Source organism: Trichocoleus sp. DQ-A3 (genome assembly GCF_039961975.1).
GTDB lineage: Bacteria > Cyanobacteriota > Cyanobacteriia > Cyanobacteriales > FACHB-T130 > FACHB-T130.
Map to the genome: position 1 here is coordinate 110,042 of NZ_JAMPKC010000009.1, position 17,325 is coordinate 127,366.

The window sequence follows — 17,325 nt, forward strand, 5'->3', positions numbered from 1 at the left end:
ACGAATAAATAAAAAATATTTCCATGAAAACTGTTTTAATTACAGGTGTTACAGGGTTTATCGGGCGATATGTTGCTCGTCAGTTTACAGAAACTGGCTGGAGTGTTATTGGGCTGGGAAATCGCCCTCCAGAGAATGCACCTAGACAAGATTTGTTTCGCTATGAACAATTAAATTTGCCTTCTGCGGATCTAGCAAAAATTGTTCAAGAGTTGCAACCGGAAGTTTGTATTCACTGCGCTGGAAGAGCTTCAGTAGAGCTTTCAATTAGCGATCCATCAGCAGATTTTAGCAACAGTGTTGCTGTCACTTTCAACCTTTTAGATACATTACGTCTTTATGTTCCAAAATGTCGTTTAATCTATCTTTCTAGTGCTGCTGTCTATGGAAATCCAGAAACCTTACCCATTCAGGAAAACCAAAGCTTGAAGCCAATTTCTCCCTACGGCTTTCATAAGCTGATGTCTGAGCAACTTTGCGCTGAGTTTTTCCAAGTTTATAACTTACCCACTGCTATAGTACGCATTTTTTCGGGTTATGGGCCAGGACTGAGGCGACAAGTTCTTTGGGATATGTGTCAAAAAGCTTTGATAAACCCCGCACTAAAGTTACGAGGTACTGGCAACGAAAGCCGCGATTTTATTCATGGTAGAGACGTAGCAAGGGCACTTCAGATTCTTGCTGAAAAAGCTAATTTTGAAGCCGAGGTTTATAACCTTGCAAATGGTGTCGAAACAACAATCAAAGAATTAGCAGCATTAGTGTTAGCTAAACTAGGAGAAGATATTCCGGTTGAATTTGATAATAGTACTCCTGTCGGAACTCCGATAAACTGGCAAGCCGATATGAGCAAACTTTCCCAAATTGGATTTACCCCTGAAGTAACGATAGAAAGGGGTGTAAACGTCTATGTTCAATGGTGTCGAGCTGAGATTTTAGGATGGTAAAAAATCTACATATTTGCCTCAACATGGTGGGTGGCTCTGGCTGGCTAGGGGGCGTGCTATATATTCAGAATTTAGCTCGTGCGATCGCTACTTTACCAGAAACAGAAAAAGCGAATATCAAGCTAACAATCGCTGTTCACGATAAAGATATAAATTTAATAGAACCAGCCCGGGGTTACGTTAACCAAATTTATGCTACTTCCAAGTGGCAGCGTGCCTATCTAAAAATGTGTAATTTTTTAGCTGAGCGTATCTCTTTCATTCCTCTGGAACTACTAAATCCTCAAAAAATAAATTTTCTTTACCCGGCGATAGCAGGAACCCGCTCACCTTATCAGTGGGGAGGTTGGATTCCTGACTTTCAACACTATCACTTACCCAACCTTTTCTCTCCGGAAGAAATCGCTCAACGTAATCGAGATCAGCAACAAATTGCTCACGCTGCTCCTATTATTGTCCTCAGTAGCAATATGGCACAAGAAGACTTTAAACATCTTTATCCGGAAGCAGCTTCTCGAAGTGTTGTAATGAATTTTGTAAGCTGTCCCGCACCTGAATGGTTTGAGTTAGATCCCAAACTAACGCAAGAAAGTTATCAACTTCCAGATAAATTTTTCCTGATCAGCAATCAATTTTGGAAACATAAAGATCATGCTGTGGTAATTGAAGCTTTGGGGCTACTGAAACAACAGGGGCTTACACCTACCGTTGTTTGTACTGGAAGTGCTACTGATTATCGTAATCCTGATTATTACAATTACCTCTTAACAAGAATTGAGGAATTAGGAATTAGCGAACAAGTACGTCTTTTAGGATTAATTCCTCGTGTAGACCAAATTCAGCTCATGAGGAGGTCTTTAGCTGTAATTCAGCCTTCTTTATTTGAAGGTTGGAGTACGGTTGTAGAGGACGCACGTTCTCTTGGTAAACCCATGTTACTTTCTGACTTTCCTGTTCACCTGGAGCAGAATCCTCCTGATTCTTACTTTTTTGAGCGTAGTAATGCGGAACAACTAGCAGCACTGATTGATAAAAGTTTCACTACATTAACACCAGGACCAGATGTAGAAAAAGAAAGTTTAGCTAAACAGGATAATGTTGAACAAATCAAAGGATACGGTAGGCGTTTTTTAGAGATAGTACGCAGTGTTGTATAACCAACAAAATTTTATCTAGGGATTTTTTAGATGTTGAAACGCTCAGAGAAATACTTACATTACGTACTCTTTGATACGCTCAAAGAAAAGAATGTTATTCCTCCAGCCTTTTTCTGGATAGCTGTAGCTACTTTGTATGCAGTAGCGAATGCGCCGAAGAATAGGATAATCATGGCGTTTCAAGCAATTTTCAATCGCCTGCCTCAAGATTGGGTTTCTACAACTGTTCAAGCAATCGAAAGTCGTTTCAGCCAAGGGGTAATTTCTCCAGAAATCCTAGCCAAAACTGCTCCGCAGCAACTAGCTGAGATTACTACTAATTACGGCATAATCCCTATCAAAGGATTTCTCTTTTTTATCGCAACTTTAGTTATTGCATACCCAATTTTAATATCGGTTATTAAGCCGCGCCATTCACTATTTCAGTTTGGGTTTAAAAGAAGAGCGATCGCGTCTCTAACCATCTTTGCAATTATATCTTTACTCATCGTCCCTTTTCGCTATCCTTTAGGTCCAGGGGTGATGGGTTTAGAGTATGCCATTAGGAGTTTAGAGCCTTTTAGTCAAAATGCTGACTGGTATTATCGACGCTTGTTTATGCTAGCGATCGCTAACTTTATCCATATGAGTGGACCATTCCTATATTACATTTTTTCTCTGGCTTGTACCTATCTTTTAATCTTCTTGACTTTAACCTTTATCGAGTCCAAAATCTTCGGTTCAAAGGAGACTGATGAGGGGCAACAAGAAATTGAATCCAAATCGATAAATTATCAAAAACTTGGTTTATATTACCTTTCAATTGCAACCAGTAGTTATTTAATTTTTAATTGTCAATTTCCGGGCTATGTCGATCAGTTATTTTTTAGCCTGCTATTACTTCCAGCTTGTATCCCTATGACTCGGCAGGGAAGACTCGCAACCCTTGCTTTTGCCTTAGCCACACATGAAGCCAGTGCTTTTGTCTTTATCCCAATTGTTATTTTCTGTTTTCCCAGAAGAGAAGTATTAACCGCTTTATCCTTAGTCCCCATTTATTGTTTTATTTGGTTTGCTGGCAGTGGATTTTCTCTGGATAGTCCAGTAAAGGCACACTTGATACTGGAGAATAAGACGGCATTGCAGTACTTAGCTGAAAATCCAATGTTGGGGTTAGCAGGGTTCTTTTTCTCCTACAAGCTATTGTGGATTATTATCCTGTATATCTTGTGGATACTTTGGCGTCAGGGCGAGACACTTTTGGTAAGTGCGATCGCTAGTATAATTGCATTCCCTATTTCTACAATGTTTTTGATTGTGGATACTAGCAGAAATGTAGGCTATGGTTTTTTTGGAATGTTAATCGCTTTTGCTATCCTGATCCGGGAAGAAAAAGTCTTTACGGGGCATTTTATATTATTTTATCTGGTCATTGTAAATATTATTATTCCTTCATACTATGTAGGTTTAAACACGGGTTTTCAGACTTATATGGGTCTGTATCATCTTATCCCTCTTTTCCCCTCCACTTATGTTCCATAAACATAAAATTTTAGGGTGAGCATTGCCCACCCTACTAATTCAACTATTATTTAATACATTCCATAAATAGGGATTCTGGGCGTTCTTCTCGTTCTGCAATCCCTGGTATTTTACTGTCTCGGTAGTGGCCTCTAACCACTTCCCGAAATCCAGTATCCAAGAGAATTTTTCGCAACGAATTTTCGTTATAGTGCCAGTGGTGGCGATTTTTTTCTAACGTCTGCGTTGCTTCTAAAAATTCTGTCAAAAATACTTCAGGACAGCTAGGATTGTAGCTCTTTATTAATTGATCGAGGTCTGGAACTGCAACCCGAAATATTCCACCTGGCTTCAGAACTCGATAAACTTCAGAGATACAATTTAAAGCGCCTTCCAAGTATAAATGCTCAAGTACATGAGATGTATATGCTGCATCAACACTATTATCAGACCAGGGAAATTTTTTAGTCAGATCCAGATATGTAAGCTGACGAAAAATTCCTTTTTGATGCTCGTCATATCGTTCTCGATCGAGCTTCCCTACTTTATACATGAGATCAGGTAAAAAGGGGATTTTTGAAACCCAGATATGAGGAGTAATATCTGTATTGATCCAGCCAGAAAAAATGCGGTCGAAAGAGCCTAAATTTAATTTCATTGCCTCAGACATATTGTTAACCTCAGAAAGTGAATTAAGCCGCTATAAACTAGCTTAATAAAAACCAATATCAAGAATATTGAAAATATTCTTTAATTTTAGAAAAGGTAAGCTTAGGGCTTGCTAAATTGTAGAATATAGGTTGACCAAAAAAAGTAATTACGTTGATACATTGTTCATGCTTCTAATTTTAGTATTCCCAAGTTCAGGAATAATATAGCTATTATGACAACTAACATTTATTTTAATAATGTGAGGCGCTGATGGAAAATACTAGCATAGCTGTTCTTATCACTTGCTATAACCGCAAGCAAAAGACTTTAGCAAGTCTAGAGGCACTTTTCAACCAGGTACTCCCAACTAACGTTAATCTTTGGGTCTATCTTGTAGATGACGGCAGTACTGACGGTACAGCAGCAGCCGTCAACCAACATTATCCTCAAGTAAAGATTATCCAGGGAGATGGAAATTTATTCTGGAATGGAGGAATGCGAGTGGCATTTTCTGAAGCCATTAAGCACCCTCATGATTATCATCTCTGGCTGAATGATGACACGCTAATTTACCCAGAAGCTTTAAGTAATTTGCTGACAACCTCTCATTTTTTAGCCTCGCAAGGAAATGCAGCAGCCATTGTAACCGGGGCGACTTGCGATCCGGAGACGAATACGGTTTCTTATGGCGGCGTTGTGAAAAGTACGTGGTGGCATCCCTTCAAATTTCGCTGGCTAGAACCGAGCCAAAAAGCTATACGATGTGACACCATGCATGGAAATTGTGTATTGATTCCTAAAGAGATATTCCAAGCAATCGGAAACTTAGATCCTGACTTTAAGCATTATGCGGGAGACTTCGATTATGGGTTACGCGCGAGACGAAAAGGATATACGGTTTGGCTAGCTCCAGGCTACATCGGAACCTGTTCCGGAAACCCTCTGTACGCAAACTGGATGGATTCTAATTTGCCGATTCGCGAACGATGGCAAAAGGCAGAACAACCTAAAAATTTTACATTTCAAGAAAGGAAGTTATTTGCTCAGCGCCATGCTGGAATTTTATGGCCTATTTATTGGTTGCTGCCCTACAGAAAATTGCTTTTCTCAAGCTTTAGCAAACGGGGACAGGTGGGAACATGAAAATTAGAAATTCTGACGATACAGAATTAAAAGTAGACGATCTCCGCATTGCTATTGCGATCCCCTCAGTCGAATTTGGCTCTTACTGGCGACCTGTTTTGTACGAACTTACGAAAATCTGTAAGAATACAATTTTTTATACTGGCTGTCTTTGGCCGAAATTCGATGCTGATGCTCCAGGAGCTTCCGCGGTTAAACTTGTAGGAAAATTTAAATTTGTAGAGGCAACTCAAGTATCGGGTGGCTATGGTCGCGGTTTTATGGTAGCTTCCCCAAAGATTGTGAATGAGTTACTTGAGTTTAAACCTCATGTTGTTTTTGTCAGCGCTTTTTCTATATGGACTGTTTTAGCACTGCTTTTCAAACCCTTGGGAGGTTGGAAAGTTGTAATCATTTATGATGGCAGTTCGCCGAATACAAATTTTGAAGATTCTAAACTTCGTACCTTTTCGCGTCGTTTAATGGTTAAATTTACAGATGCTTTTATTGCTAATAGTAACGATGGCAAAAAGTATCTTTATAAGGTAATTGGAGCTGAGGAAAGGAGAATTTTTACAAAAACTTATCTGGTGCCTGAACCCCAAGCTTTGCGGGAACGTCTTGAAGCTGCAAAACCTAGTGAACTAAAGCTAAAGCGTCCGGTTTTTCTATTTGTCGGGCAAGTGATTTCTAGAAAAGGAATAAAGTCGTTGTTGGAGGCATGTTCTCTTCTTACAAGTCAGGGATATTCTGATTATTCGCTGGTAATTATTGGGGATGGAGCGCAACGTGAGGAATTGGAAGTTTTTGTTAAAAACAATAATCTAACAGAGCGTGTGACCTGGACAGGATGGTTAGATTACGGGCAACTAGGGGCATATTTTCAGGATGCCGATGTCTTTGTTTTTCCTACCTTTGAAGATGTATGGGGAATGGTGGTGCTAGAGGCGATGGTATTTGGCAAACCCATATTGTGTTCTAAAGGTGCAGGCGCTTATGAAATGGTGATAGAAGGAGAAAATGGGTATTTGTTTGAATCGCAAAACCCAGAAGAAATTGCTGAAGGAATGCGCCGTTTTATAGATAATCCAGAGCTTGCTGCCTCAATGGGAGAAAAATCAAAGCAGTTGATCGGGCAGTACACTCCAGAGGCAGCAGCCAAATCGATGGCAGAAGTAGCAATGAATGTTTTACAAAAAATTCAAATAAATGCCGAATGATATTGAATTGAGACAGCACTTCTAAAATTGCGTTTCTCAGCTTAGGCTGGAAACCATAAAAATAATTTTGGGGAAATGGGTAGTTTTGAAAGTGGGTGGGAACTATAGATAGAGAAAACGGCTAATTTTATAAAAGGTAAAAGCCTATGAAAATCCTTCTATCTGCATACGCTTGTGAGCCTGGGTGTGGCTCTGAGGAAGGGGTAGGCTGGAATACAGTTCGGCAAGTAGCAAATCATCACGAAGTTTGGGTGTTAACTCGAATTGGTTATCGTGCAGCAATTGAAGCCGAGCTAGCTTGTCACCCGGTTCCCAATTTACACTTTATTTATTTCGATCCATTTAATTGGACGGAAGATTGGCGGAATAAACAAGGGTTAGTGCAACTTCATTACTACCTTTGGCAAATACAAGCTTATTTTTTGGCAAGGCGGCTCCATCGGGAGATTGGCTTTGACTTGGTGCGTCATGTTACTTATGTGAAACACTGGTCTCCTAGCTTTTTAGCCCTATTGCCAGTCCCCTTCATTTGGGGGCCTGTCGGAGGCGCTGAATCGGCTCCAAAAGCTTTCTGGAAAGATTTTAGTCGGCGTGGCAAGGTTTACGAATTGCTGCGAAACTTCGCTCAATCGCTGGGTGAACAAGATCCATTTGTGCGGCTGACTGCAAAGCGAAGTTGTGTAGGATTAGCAACCACTGAGGAAACGGCAGAACGGTTGCGATCGCTTGGAGTAAAAAATGTCCAAATCGCTTCGCAAGTGGGTTTATCTAAGGAAGAAATTAGTCAATTGGCGCACCATATTGTGCCTGATGATAGTCCCATACGGTTTACTACCGTGGGTCGGCTCATCCACTGGAAAGGAGTCCATCTGGGGATTCGAGCTTTTGCTTTGGCTCAAATTCCCCAAGCAGAATACTGGATTGTGGGAGATGGACGGGAACGGCAACAATTGGAAGCGATCGCTCACTCACTGGGAGTGGCGGATAAAGTTCGCTTCTGGGGCGCTTTACCGCGCCAGGAAACCCTATCTAAAATCGGGCATTGCCACGTCCTCGTTCATCCCAGCCTGCACGAATCTGGGGGATTTGTCTGCGCGGAAATGATGGCGGCGGGGCGTCCAGTCATTTGCTTGGATCTGGGAGGGCCAGCGGTACAGGTAACGGAGGAAACTGGGATTAAAGTGGCTGCGATAAATCCCGAACAAGTCGCACGCGACGTAGCTGCTGCGATGACTCGTTTAGCGGAAGATCCAGCGTTACGGGTGCGAATGGGACAAGCGGGACAAAAGCGGGTGAAGGAAGTCTTTGATTGGGATCTCAAGGAAAGGCTTTTGCTCGATTTGTATGAAAAAAGGCTATCTCAGTCCGCTATCGTCCCTTCACTTGCTAAAGGCTTGACGGATCAAGGGTGAATGCAGGCGTCGATGAGTTCTTCGATGCCATTGATAGGCAAGATTGGTGTACCCAACTCAGTGGCGAGTTGTTCCACAGTCATGTCATCTAGGAAGCAAGAATCGCCGTGTTTTAGCATGACTGAGGGGAGGAGAATGCGATCGCCCAAATCTCTTCCCTTTAGTTTCAGCAAATCTTGACCCGTTAACAAACCAGTGACGCTAATCTCTTGTCCCCAGTATTCGCTACGCAACGCCGCCAGATTTACTTGCAGTCCTTGCACTTGATTCAGGCGTTGCAAGATAGGCTCAAAGGCTTTTTCCACTGCATTCCCCACCACCCAAGTTAATTTCTGGGATATTTTTAAACGTCGCGGCAATTTTTTCGCGGCAACCTGCTGAAATTCCTTGAGAAATTGGCGAATCGAACCAACCCCATTGCCAATTTGAGGATAGTCTTCGTAGTCTGATTCTGGCGGTAATTCTTGCCCAGCAATTAAAAACCACTCGTCGGCTAACCAGGCAAAAGTCGATCCCATCTGGTTGCGGAATTTCTCCTGGAGTGCCTGGACTTGCAAAATCACTTCAGCGGCTTTCTGGGGCGTCACTGGGGTTAGTTCGTCTTCGGTTGGACGGAAACGTGTCAAACCGACCGGAACCACTGCCACAGAGGCGACAGCCGGGATATCTCCCTGGTGAAAAGAGGCTAAATCCCCCAGGGTAGTCTCTAGGCGATCGCCATCGTTAATGCCAGGACAGAGAACAACCTGGGCATGGATTTGCAGACGCCGTTCTTGAAACCACCGCAGTTGCTGCAAAATCTCAGCGGCGCGGGGATTTTTTAACAGGCGGCTGCGGACTTCTGGTTCGGTAGCATGGATGGAAACGTAGAGGGGAGAGAGGCGCATCTGCTCAATCCTGTCCCATTCCCTCTGGGTGAGATTGGTCAGGGTTAAGTATGAGCCATAGAGAAAGCTGAGGCGGTAGTCGTCATCTTTGAGATAAAGCGATCGCCTTTTACCGGGAGGCTGTTGGTCGATGAAGCAAAAAGGACAGCGGTTATTACACTGAATTAAGCCATCAAATAGGGCAGTTTCAAATTCCAACCCCAAGTCATCGTCGTAGTCTTTCTCAATTTCCACCGAGTGGCTTTTGCCAGCAGTATCTAAAACTTCCAGTTCCAGCACTTCATCCGCACACAAAAACTGGTAGTCGATGAGGTCGCGAGGGCGCATCCCGTTGATGGAAACAATTGCATCTCCCGGTTCAAACCCGACTTCGGCGGCAATGGAGTCGGGGAGAACCTGGGTAATTAAGGCTGGACGAATAGAAATCTCGCTCATACAACTAGGAGGAAACGAACCGCTTCAGGCGCGGAGGGAGCAGAAGAAAAAGTAATTAGATATTAGGGATTAGTTTGACGAAGATCGCGCCTAAGATAGCTATTCCAAATGCTAACCGATACCAAATAAATACCCAGGTACTCTGGGTTTGCAGGAAGCGCAGCAGCCAAGCGATCGCGAGATAGGAAAATACTCCAGCTGAGATGACTCCTGCCAGCAAAGGCAGCAGTCCACCATCTCCTAGTCCTGTTTCTAAAACACCTTTTAATTCCACTAACCCTGCCAGGGTAATTGCTGGGATTCCCAATAAAAAAGAAAAGCGTGCAGCGGTTGCCCGTTCTAAATTCATAAATAGTCCAGCAGTCAGGGTAGAGCCGGAGCGAGAAACACCAGGAATTAGCGCCAAAGCTTGCGCCAAGCCCATCAAAATGCCATCTTGAAGTGTTAATTGCTCAAAGTTACGCTTTTTATGCCCAATACGCTCTGCAACGCCCAACAATAAAGCCATGAAAATAGAGGCAATGGCGATCGCTGCCATACTCCGTAACGGGGAGTTGTCAAAGTCGGGAATAAACTTTTTGATCAGCAGTCCAAAAAAGAGGATGGGTAAGGTTCCCAAAACGATTCCCAGTGCCATACGGAAGTCGTTGGATTCGTAATTCTTGTGAGCGATCGCCTTAAAGGCACCCGTTGTAATTTGTGTCAAATCCCCCCAGAAATACCACAGCACTGCGGCAATACTGCCCAGCTGAATCACGGCGGTAAAGGCGACTCCTGGATCGCCCCATCCCAGCACCACCGGCACCACCTTCAAATGCGCCGTACTGCTAATGGGCAGAAACTCAGTCAACCCTTGCACCATGCCCAGGACTACCGCTTGAAAGATATTCATCTGAGGTGTGGTTGCGGCAACGGGTGCCACGTCTTGCGCCCTTACCATCGCTTCTAAGGGGAAGGTCAACACAGTGCTGGCAGCACCGACACGAAGAATCGCCAATTTTTTACGTTTTGATACAGCCATGAAATCCTCTAATAAGCAGCATTCCAGACAAGTCAGCCTTTCTTCTTTCTTCTTTGCGAGTCACCGGCAGAGGCATCTTGCGCCACTACACATAACACAGGCATTACATAAGACGAGCAATTTTTAGAAAATCTCCGACTCTCAACGCCGAGTTTCTCCCAACTTCCCATTCATTTTCTGCCACCCTACTCCGAAAAGCCACTTGTATTGCTCAATAAAACTCAGCTAAGATTTCTATATCCCCCCCTAGGGCATTTTTCCTGTGATATCGTAAAAGATGTAAACTAAAGTAAAGAATATTAACAAAATCTTGTTTAACGATACCTGGTTTTCTAACTCATCTTCTTCTGTTCCTGGTAATCTCCCCCAGCCAAGTAAAACTCTGTTGGGGTTTTTTGATTGGGGAATCGGCACCCGCCAAGCTTGGTTAGTTTTCGCATCTGCGTCTTTTCTGGTATCCGTGCCAGTGTTTGTGCAAGCCCCTTTAGTGCGGCTGCTACCAGAACTGAGTTTACTAATGACAGCCGGGTGGGTTTGGCTGAGTGTGGTTCTCAGACGGCGTCCTGCGACTCATGTGTGGGGAGATTTGCTGCTGGGATTTAGCTGGAGTTGGTTGGCAGGGTCGATTTATTGGGGCTGGCTGCGGTGGGAACCTACGATCCACTTGCCGGTGGAAGCAATTGGTTTACCGTTTGCCTTATGGTGTTTGAGCCGTCGTTGGGGTCTTGTCGGCAACCTATTTTATCTTGGCTCCCTGTTTGGCACGGCAGTAACAGATATATACTTCTACTTAGCTGGTTTGATTCCACACTGGCGAACCGTCATGCAAGTTGCACCAAGCGAGGCATCACTGGTTTTTCAAAGTGCGATCGCTCAAGTCAGCACCCCCTGGGGAACCAGTTGGGCACTCGTGCTTCTCGGAATCCTATTAGGTGTTGGTCTGGTACCATTGCGATCGCGCCAGCTGCATTGGTGGGCCTTTGGTGGAGCCGTTTTGAGTACAATCTTGGTAGACGGTCTGTTTTGGCTGGCTGCTACTATGGCTTAAAAATATCTTGAAAGTGTCCCCTGAAAAATTTATTCATGTCGGGACATCTAGTTACAAAGGTTCCCAAATTACCCATCAAGCTCCAGAAGAAAGCTAAAATTTAACCACTCCATACGATGCGTCGTTGCTTCTCTAGCCTGTGGTGACTTTGCGACCCACTCCTTACTTACTCCTTCGTACCGAGTCCGGCAATCGCTATCTCCCCTTGGTAAGTAGTAACTGCTGGACAGTTGGTCGCAGTGACGACAACAATTTTGTGTTGCCGGATCGTTGGATTTCTCGCAACCATGCAATGTTGCAATGTACTGAAACCGGCGAGTTCTACCTAATTGACCTAGGAAGTCGCAACGGCTCCTTTGTCAATGGCAGACGAGTCAGTATTCCGGTTACTTTACGCAATGGCGATCGCCTTACCTTTGGTCAGACGGATCTAGAGTTTCACTGTCCTACCGCCAACCGCAACAATGAGCCATTGCCAAGCGGGGACAAGGATACACTGACTTCGACTTTGCACGTACGCCGTCTGATGTCAGTCATGGTGGTAGACATCCGCGACTTCACAGTTCTCACCCGGCAACTAGATGAAAAAATATTATCGGCGGTGATCGGTACTTGGTTCCGCCATGCAGGAAATATTATTCGAGAGTATGGCAGCTGGGTTGATAAATATATCGGCGATGCGGTCATGGCGATTTGGTTTCATGGACCCCAAGGAGTGACCGATGAGGATATGCTCAACATTTGTCAAGCAGTGAGCGCCCTCCATAAAATCACAATGGATTTGAGTAATAAATATCCCGTGCCCTTTCCGCTGCGAATTGGGGCAGGAATTAATACGGGTTTTGCAATGGTTGGGAACACGGGTAGTGGCGATCGCCCCGATTACACCGCGATTGGGGATACGGTGAATGCGGCATTTCGTCTGGAATCTGCCACCAAGCAACTGGGTCTGGATATTGCTGTGGGAGAAACCACTCACGAATATCTCATCTCTTTAGCAAAGCAAGAGACTGGTTTTAAGCAATATATCGTCAATCTAAAGGGCTATGAAGTGCCCACCGTGACCTATGCAGGCTCCTACGCTGACTTAGATAGTTTTTTGCAGGTCAATACGCTCAATAAAGACTAAACAGCAATAAACAATTAGCAATTTTGCACAATTAGCTGAACGTGGAAAACTTCCGCAAAGGCTTTCGCCACTTCTTGGCGCACCTGGTGCAAGTCAATTCCGGGTACGAACTGGGCAAGACTGCCAACCGACTTATCAGCAATACCGCAGGGGACAATGCGCTCAAATCCGGTGAGGTCGGGACAAACATTTAAGGCAAAGCCGTGCATAGTAATCCACTTGCTGACCTTAATGCCAATCGCTGCTACCTTACAGCCTTCCAGCCAAACGCCAGTCATTCCGGCAACGCGATCGCCCTTTAACCCGTAAACATCCAGTACCCGAATCAATACCTCTTCTAACTGCCGCAAGTACCAGTGCAAATCTTGCTGGTAATAGCGCAGATTCAGGATTGGGTAACCCACCAGCTGACCCGGACAGTGGTATGTTACCTCACCCCCCCGTTCCACTCGGAAAACCTCCCAGTCGGTTGCTGCGGGGTCAAACTTAAGAAATTCTAGACTGGCTCCCTGCCCAAGCGTGTAAACCGGCGGATGCTCTAGCAAAATCAGGGCATCCGCCAGACTAGGATCGTTGATGCGTTCGGAAACCAGCGATCGCTGCCAGTCCCAACCTGCCGAATAGGGCATCTGCCCCCGATTGTATAACCAGAGTTGGCGCAGTTGCTCCGAGGCTTTCCCAGCAGACCCTTCAGACTTACTTAAAATCATGGCAAAAATCAACAGTAATTTGACTTATATTTTTTGCATAATTAATCTTCTGGAATCAAGAAATGTCAAAAGATGCAAAGGATTCTGAAGAGAAGTCAAAGGCATAAGTTCTCTAGAATACAAAGTGCTATTGTTGAAGTTATAACCTCAAGTGTTGAGGGAGGATGTCTCTTCAAAATAACCCCAAAGATAGACTTGGAGATCGCAACCAAGCTGGGGAATGTACATTAGTTAAATAGCACCCTAGGAAACCTAAACAAGAACATCGGCAGTTGCTTATTTGCGATAGGGCTGCTGACAACCCCTCTAGCTGAGGGACTGCCAGCAAGAACATCCTAGCAACAGTGTGAAATCGGGAAAAATTTGCTACTGCTCAAAGTTTTGGCTCCGTTCAACGTTTGCTAACACCAAAAAACGGGAACGCGATCGCTACTGAGAAAGCCGCAATTCTGCTGAGCTTTCTAAATTATCACAACGGTACAGCATGGAGTATCCGGTATGAAGCTTGTTATCCACGGCAAAAACATTGAAATTACCGACGCGATTCGTGAGTACGTAAATCAAAAAATTGACAAGGCAGTCAGCCACTTTCAGAGTTTGACGAGCGAAGTAAACGTGCATCTTAGTGTGGCTCGCAATCCCCGGATAAATCCAAAACAAGCCGCTGAGGTGACTATCTTTGCGAACGGTACAGTAATCCGTGCTGAAGAGAGTAGCGAGAGTCTCTACGCGAGCATCGACCTAGTTGCCGATAAAATTGCCCGCAAACTCCGGAAATATAAAGAAAAGCGTCTGGATAAGAAGACTCAGACTCAAATGAAGACTGGCATTGTGGTAGAACAAGAGCCAGTGCCAGAGGATCTCATTGGTTCTCGCACCCCCGAACTCCCCTCAGAAGTGGTGCGTACCAAGTACTTCGCAATGCCGCCAATGACGATGGACGAAGCCTTGGAACAGTTGCAACTGGTGGATCATGACTTCTATATGTTCCGCAATGCCGAAAGCGGTGAGATTAACGTTATTTATGAGCGCAACCACGGTGGTTATGGAGTGATTTTGCCGCGTAATGGGAATGGACATACCCATCACAAAAATGGCAAAACTGACAACCACAGCAGTGGAACGCCAGAGAAGTCAAGCTCTGCAAAGGCATAACCAGAACTGAAGAGTATCTAGATTCTCGTTCCCAGACTCTTAGTGGACTCTAACTTGATAAGGGAGGGGCATTCCTTGTGGATTCCCCTACCTTCCTGATTTCATTTTTCTTGCAGATCGCACCCATCACTACTATCCTGGTGTTGATTCCAATTGAAATAGCGATCGCTTTCCCAGCCTCATTACGAAACTGAGCGATCGCACCTTGCATTGCTCGTAGTTCATCTTCTGAAATTCTTAAACAATTTGTCTACATAACACTTTGTTGAAACCCTAATTTCTAACGATCAACACAAACAAGAAATTAGATAAACTTAGCGCCGCAGTAGTTTTATCCCTGGGTTTTCTTCGGCAGCCACTTGCAGGTATCTTTCAACTAAGTGCTGCTATCGTTCCCTTCAAAATCAACCAGATGCAGTTGAAACTTCAAAACAACTTCTTTCTCAACTTTTAAAGGAGCTAGTTGGCAATAAGTAGGATCGTCGTTGCGATGAGTGGGTCAACATGACCAAACCTATATTAAGCCAGAGGATGAGAAGGATAAACAAGTATTAACCTGAGACAAGCGGGTTGTACAAAAAACAGGTTGGTAGAGAAAAAGGAAGGTAAAGTCATTATGCATGAGGTATCAGAGGAACACGCGAAGGCCGCAGAGGAACACGCGAAGGTCTCAGAGGGACATGGGAAGTTAATCGAGGAGGTAGGAAAGACTCTAAAGGAGCGTGGAAAGAGCGCCCAAGAGCATGGAAAGTTGATAGAAGAGTACGGAAAGGCCACACAGCAGCATGCGAAGGCATCGCAGCAGCACGCGAAGGCATCGCAGCAGCATGATGGAAACTCAACAGAGGAATTCGTGAAAGCTGCACAGGAACACTCCAAGGCAACAGAAAAACATACCAAAGCAGTCAAGGAGTTCCTCCAGGTAGCACAGGAGTTCGTCCAGGTAGCACAGGAGCAGGTAGAGACATCCAAGAAATTGTTGGACAAACGATAACTTGATTTGGATATCTATATGCCTTACGAGCGCGATCGCATCAGCTGTTTCAACTCTCGCCAAACTGGCGAGAGTTGTCCAAAATCCGATTGTTTATTCGTGAAGATTCCGTAGCTAGGGCTGAATAATAAAGCTAAAACAAATAATCCTGATGCAACTAATACAATCGCTGGGCCGGAGGGCAAATTTTGGTAATAACTGAGGTACATCCCGCTGATGCTGGAAATAATGCCAATCCCCGCCCCAACTATCATCACATTGTGCAGCCGCTTCACTAATAGATAGGCGGTTGCTCCTGGTGTAATTAACAGCGATAGCACTAGGATGACACCCACAGCTTTCATGCTGGCAACAATGGTTAAGGCAATCAGCAGCATTAAGCCAAAATTGAGCAAGTTAGTAGGCAATCCCGCTGCCTGCGCTCCCAATGGATCGAAGGTATAAAATAATAATTCTTTGTACAGTAGCACGACCACCAATAGGACAATTGCGGCAATGATCGCAGTGTCGCGGACTTCTTCAACGGTAACACCCAAGATATTGCCAAATAAGAAGTGATTGAGGTCAATTTTGTTATCTTTTTGGATCGTGGTAATTAAGGTAACGCCGAGGGCAAAAAAGGCAGAGAAAACAATACCCATTGCGGCATCTTCTTTAATTGGCGATCGCGTTCTGATCCAAGCGATCGCCATCGTACTCAAAACCCCGGCAATAAATGCCCCGACAAAGATATTGGCACCTACCATAAACGCGATCGCTAACCCTGGCAAAACCGAGTGGCTGATGGCATCTCCCAACAATGCCAGCCGTTGCACCATCAGATAGCTACCGACAACAGCGCACAGCAAGCCGACGAGAATGGCAATAATCAGCGATCGCTGCATGAAGCCGTACTGCAACGGCTCAATCAACGCTTCTAACATAAAAATTTAGAGGATTCTAACCGCTCCAGGCGCAAAGTACACAAAGTTTAAGAGGGAGTCAGAAGTGATTTCTTTAATTTAAAACTCACTCCGGGCGGATTGATGAAATATATTTCTGGGCGGATAGATAATGAGATAAAGACCGCCTCTACGCAGCTGCTTCTGTAAAGAACATCACCTGCCCGCCATAGGCACGATACAGGTTTTCCTGACTCAGCACCTCGTGGCGCGAACCGGAGGCAATTAACTCAGTATTCAATAAAATTAAGTCATCAAAATGGGTGATAGATGCCCCTAAGTCGTGATTGACAACGAGAACCGTTTTTCCAGCGTCGGCAAGGTCGCGGAAAATGTCAAAAATAATTGCTTGGGTTTTCTGATCGATCCCGGCAAACGGTTCATCAAAGCAGAAAACCTCTGCTTCTTGGGCTAAAGCCCGCGCTAAAAATACCCGCTGCTGCTGTCCTCCGGAGAGTTGTCCAATCGGGCGATCGCGGTAATCGCTCATTCCCACCCGATCCAAAGCATCTGCTGCCACCCGTCGGCTTACCGTAGAGAAGCGACGGAACCAGCCAGTTTTCTTGACACGCCCCATCATTACCGCATCCCAAACAGTCGCCGGATAAGTCCAGTCAATTTGCGATCGCTGCGGCACATAGGCCACTCTTTCCCGTTGCTCCATCAAAGGTCTATCGCCATACAGCACCGTGCCACCCGTCACGGGAATCAATCCCAACATCGCCTTCATCAAGGTACTTTTTCCCGCACCATTGGGGCCAATAATCCCTGTCAAACGTCCCGGTGCCACTACACAACTGACATTCCGTAGCGCCTCTACCGTGCGGTACTGCACTCCCACCTGGCTGATTTTAATTGCTGTAGAGGCCTCTAGTGAGGCGGCTGGCAGATGGCAAACCATTTTTGCCCAATCGGTATCAGGGGAGAAGGTGGCAGTATTCATAGGGTGGTTTTATCTTGCTTTCTTTTTAGATTACTCTAATAATGAAAAGAATA

Annotated in this window: 16 protein-coding genes; 10 read left to right on the forward strand and 6 right to left on the reverse strand. The window is 44.8% G+C overall.

Annotated features, from left to right (window positions below; all coding sequences use genetic code 11):
* Positions 1-23: 23 nt before the first annotated feature.
* The 3 genes from NDI44_RS15580 to NDI44_RS15590 are packed head-to-tail and all read left to right on the forward strand — an operon-like array spanning position 24 to position 3,625.
* Positions 24-947, forward strand: a complete 924-nt coding sequence (locus NDI44_RS15580; protein ID WP_190411844.1) for an NAD-dependent epimerase/dehydratase family protein — start codon at positions 24-26, stop codon at positions 945-947.
* The gene (locus NDI44_RS15585) at positions 941-2,104 is read left to right on the forward strand and encodes a glycosyltransferase family 1 protein (RefSeq protein WP_190411845.1); all 1,164 of its coding nucleotides are present in this window, start codon (positions 941-943) and stop codon (positions 2,102-2,104) included. The genes NDI44_RS15580 and NDI44_RS15585 overlap by 7 nt, the downstream gene beginning before the upstream one ends.
* Before the next feature lie 30 nt (positions 2,105-2,134).
* Positions 2,135-3,625, forward strand: coding sequence for a hypothetical protein (locus tag NDI44_RS15590; RefSeq protein WP_190411846.1), 1,491 nt, complete (start codon positions 2,135-2,137; stop codon positions 3,623-3,625).
* Between the two features lie 46 nt (positions 3,626-3,671).
* Here NDI44_RS15590 and NDI44_RS15595 read toward each other — a convergent pair whose 3' ends face one another.
* Positions 3,672-4,262 (reverse strand): methyltransferase domain-containing protein, encoded by a 591-nt coding sequence (locus tag NDI44_RS15595; protein ID WP_190411847.1) that lies wholly within the window; start codon positions 4,260-4,262, stop codon positions 3,672-3,674.
* Positions 4,263-4,525: 263 nt separating this feature from the next.
* On the opposite strand from NDI44_RS15595, the gene NDI44_RS15600 reads away from it, so the two are divergent.
* The 3 genes from NDI44_RS15600 to NDI44_RS15610 all read left to right on the forward strand — a co-directional run bounded on the left by NDI44_RS15600 (position 4,526) and on the right by NDI44_RS15610 (position 8,009).
* On the forward strand, positions 4,526-5,398 hold the full coding sequence (locus NDI44_RS15600; RefSeq protein WP_190411848.1) for a glycosyltransferase family 2 protein: 873 nt from the start codon (positions 4,526-4,528) through the stop codon (positions 5,396-5,398).
* The gene (locus NDI44_RS15605) at positions 5,395-6,597 is read left to right on the forward strand and encodes a glycosyltransferase family 4 protein (protein ID WP_190411849.1); all 1,203 of its coding nucleotides are present in this window, start codon (positions 5,395-5,397) and stop codon (positions 6,595-6,597) included. The genes NDI44_RS15600 and NDI44_RS15605 overlap by 4 nt, the downstream gene beginning before the upstream one ends.
* A gap of 146 nt (positions 6,598-6,743) precedes the next feature.
* On the forward strand, positions 6,744-8,009 hold the full coding sequence (locus tag NDI44_RS15610; RefSeq protein WP_190411850.1) for a glycosyltransferase family 4 protein: 1,266 nt from the start codon (positions 6,744-6,746) through the stop codon (positions 8,007-8,009).
* Here the strand turns inward: NDI44_RS15610 and NDI44_RS15615 are convergent.
* On the reverse strand, positions 8,000-9,331 hold the full coding sequence (locus NDI44_RS15615) for a TIGR03279 family radical SAM protein (protein WP_190411851.1): 1,332 nt from the start codon (positions 9,329-9,331) through the stop codon (positions 8,000-8,002). The two genes, NDI44_RS15610 and NDI44_RS15615, sit on opposite strands and share 10 nt — an antisense overlap.
* A gap of 55 nt (positions 9,332-9,386) precedes the next feature.
* Positions 9,387-10,352 (reverse strand): undecaprenyl-diphosphate phosphatase, encoded by a 966-nt coding sequence (locus NDI44_RS15620; protein WP_190411852.1) that lies wholly within the window; start codon positions 10,350-10,352, stop codon positions 9,387-9,389.
* Positions 10,353-10,734: 382 nt separating this feature from the next.
* On the opposite strand from NDI44_RS15620, the gene NDI44_RS15625 reads away from it, so the two are divergent.
* Positions 10,735-11,400 carry a DUF3120 domain-containing protein gene (locus NDI44_RS15625; RefSeq protein WP_199304793.1) on the forward strand — a complete coding sequence of 222 codons (666 nt, stop codon included), beginning with the start codon at positions 10,735-10,737 and terminating at the stop codon, positions 11,398-11,400.
* A gap of 139 nt (positions 11,401-11,539) precedes the next feature.
* A complete protein-coding gene (locus NDI44_RS15630; RefSeq protein ID WP_190411854.1) occupies positions 11,540-12,529 on the forward strand; it encodes an FHA domain-containing protein in 990 nt (329 codons plus the stop codon).
* Positions 12,530-12,543: 14 nt separating this feature from the next.
* Here NDI44_RS15630 and lipB read toward each other — a convergent pair whose 3' ends face one another.
* The gene (lipB, locus tag NDI44_RS15635) at positions 12,544-13,239 is read right to left on the reverse strand and encodes a lipoyl(octanoyl) transferase LipB (protein ID WP_190411855.1); all 696 of its coding nucleotides are present in this window, start codon (positions 13,237-13,239) and stop codon (positions 12,544-12,546) included.
* A gap of 498 nt (positions 13,240-13,737) precedes the next feature.
* Here lipB and raiA point away from each other — a divergent pair, with 498 nt between their 5' ends.
* Both raiA and NDI44_RS15645 read left to right on the forward strand, forming a co-directional pair.
* A complete protein-coding gene (gene raiA / locus NDI44_RS15640) occupies positions 13,738-14,394 on the forward strand; it encodes a ribosome-associated translation inhibitor RaiA (RefSeq protein ID WP_190411856.1) in 657 nt (218 codons plus the stop codon).
* 586 nt (positions 14,395-14,980) lie between these two features.
* Positions 14,981-15,388 (forward strand): hypothetical protein, encoded by a 408-nt coding sequence (locus NDI44_RS15645; protein WP_190411857.1) that lies wholly within the window; start codon positions 14,981-14,983, stop codon positions 15,386-15,388.
* 23 nt (positions 15,389-15,411) lie between these two features.
* On the opposite strand, the gene NDI44_RS15650 is transcribed toward NDI44_RS15645, so the two are convergent.
* Entirely contained in the window at positions 15,412-16,311 is a 900-nt protein-coding gene (locus NDI44_RS15650; RefSeq protein ID WP_190411858.1) for a metal ABC transporter permease, read from the reverse strand.
* A 148-nt stretch (positions 16,312-16,459) separates the two neighbouring features.
* Entirely contained in the window at positions 16,460-17,230 is a 771-nt protein-coding gene (locus tag NDI44_RS15655; protein ID WP_242030569.1) for a metal ABC transporter ATP-binding protein, read from the reverse strand.
* Positions 17,231-17,325 lie beyond the last annotated feature (95 nt).

Excerpts from the sequence above, each read along its gene's own strand:
- NDI44_RS15580 (WP_190411844.1), top strand. The coding sequence starts at position 24 with ATGAAAACTGTTTTAATTACAGGTGTTACAGGGTTTATCGGGCGATAT.
- lipB (WP_190411855.1), bottom strand. The coding sequence starts at position 13,239 with ATGATTTTAAGTAAGTCTGAAGGGTCTGCTGGGAAAGCCTCGGAGCAA.
- NDI44_RS15590 (WP_190411846.1), top strand. The coding sequence starts at position 2,135 with ATGTTGAAACGCTCAGAGAAATACTTACATTACGTACTCTTTGATACG.
- NDI44_RS15600 (WP_190411848.1), top strand. The coding sequence starts at position 4,526 with ATGGAAAATACTAGCATAGCTGTTCTTATCACTTGCTATAACCGCAAG.
- NDI44_RS15610 (WP_190411850.1), top strand. The coding sequence starts at position 6,744 with ATGAAAATCCTTCTATCTGCATACGCTTGTGAGCCTGGGTGTGGCTCT.
- NDI44_RS15605 (WP_190411849.1), top strand. The coding sequence starts at position 5,395 with ATGAAAATTAGAAATTCTGACGATACAGAATTAAAAGTAGACGATCTC.
- NDI44_RS15615 (WP_190411851.1), bottom strand. The coding sequence starts at position 9,331 with ATGAGCGAGATTTCTATTCGTCCAGCCTTAATTACCCAGGTTCTCCCC.
- NDI44_RS15585 (WP_190411845.1), top strand. The coding sequence starts at position 941 with ATGGTAAAAAATCTACATATTTGCCTCAACATGGTGGGTGGCTCTGGC.
- NDI44_RS15655 (WP_242030569.1), bottom strand. The coding sequence starts at position 17,230 with ATGGTTTGCCATCTGCCAGCCGCCTCACTAGAGGCCTCTACAGCAATT.
- raiA (WP_190411856.1), top strand. The coding sequence starts at position 13,738 with ATGAAGCTTGTTATCCACGGCAAAAACATTGAAATTACCGACGCGATT.
- NDI44_RS15620 (WP_190411852.1), bottom strand. The coding sequence starts at position 10,352 with ATGGCTGTATCAAAACGTAAAAAATTGGCGATTCTTCGTGTCGGTGCT.
- NDI44_RS15650 (WP_190411858.1), bottom strand. The coding sequence starts at position 16,311 with ATGTTAGAAGCGTTGATTGAGCCGTTGCAGTACGGCTTCATGCAGCGA.
- NDI44_RS15595 (WP_190411847.1), bottom strand. The coding sequence starts at position 4,262 with ATGAAATTAAATTTAGGCTCTTTCGACCGCATTTTTTCTGGCTGGATC.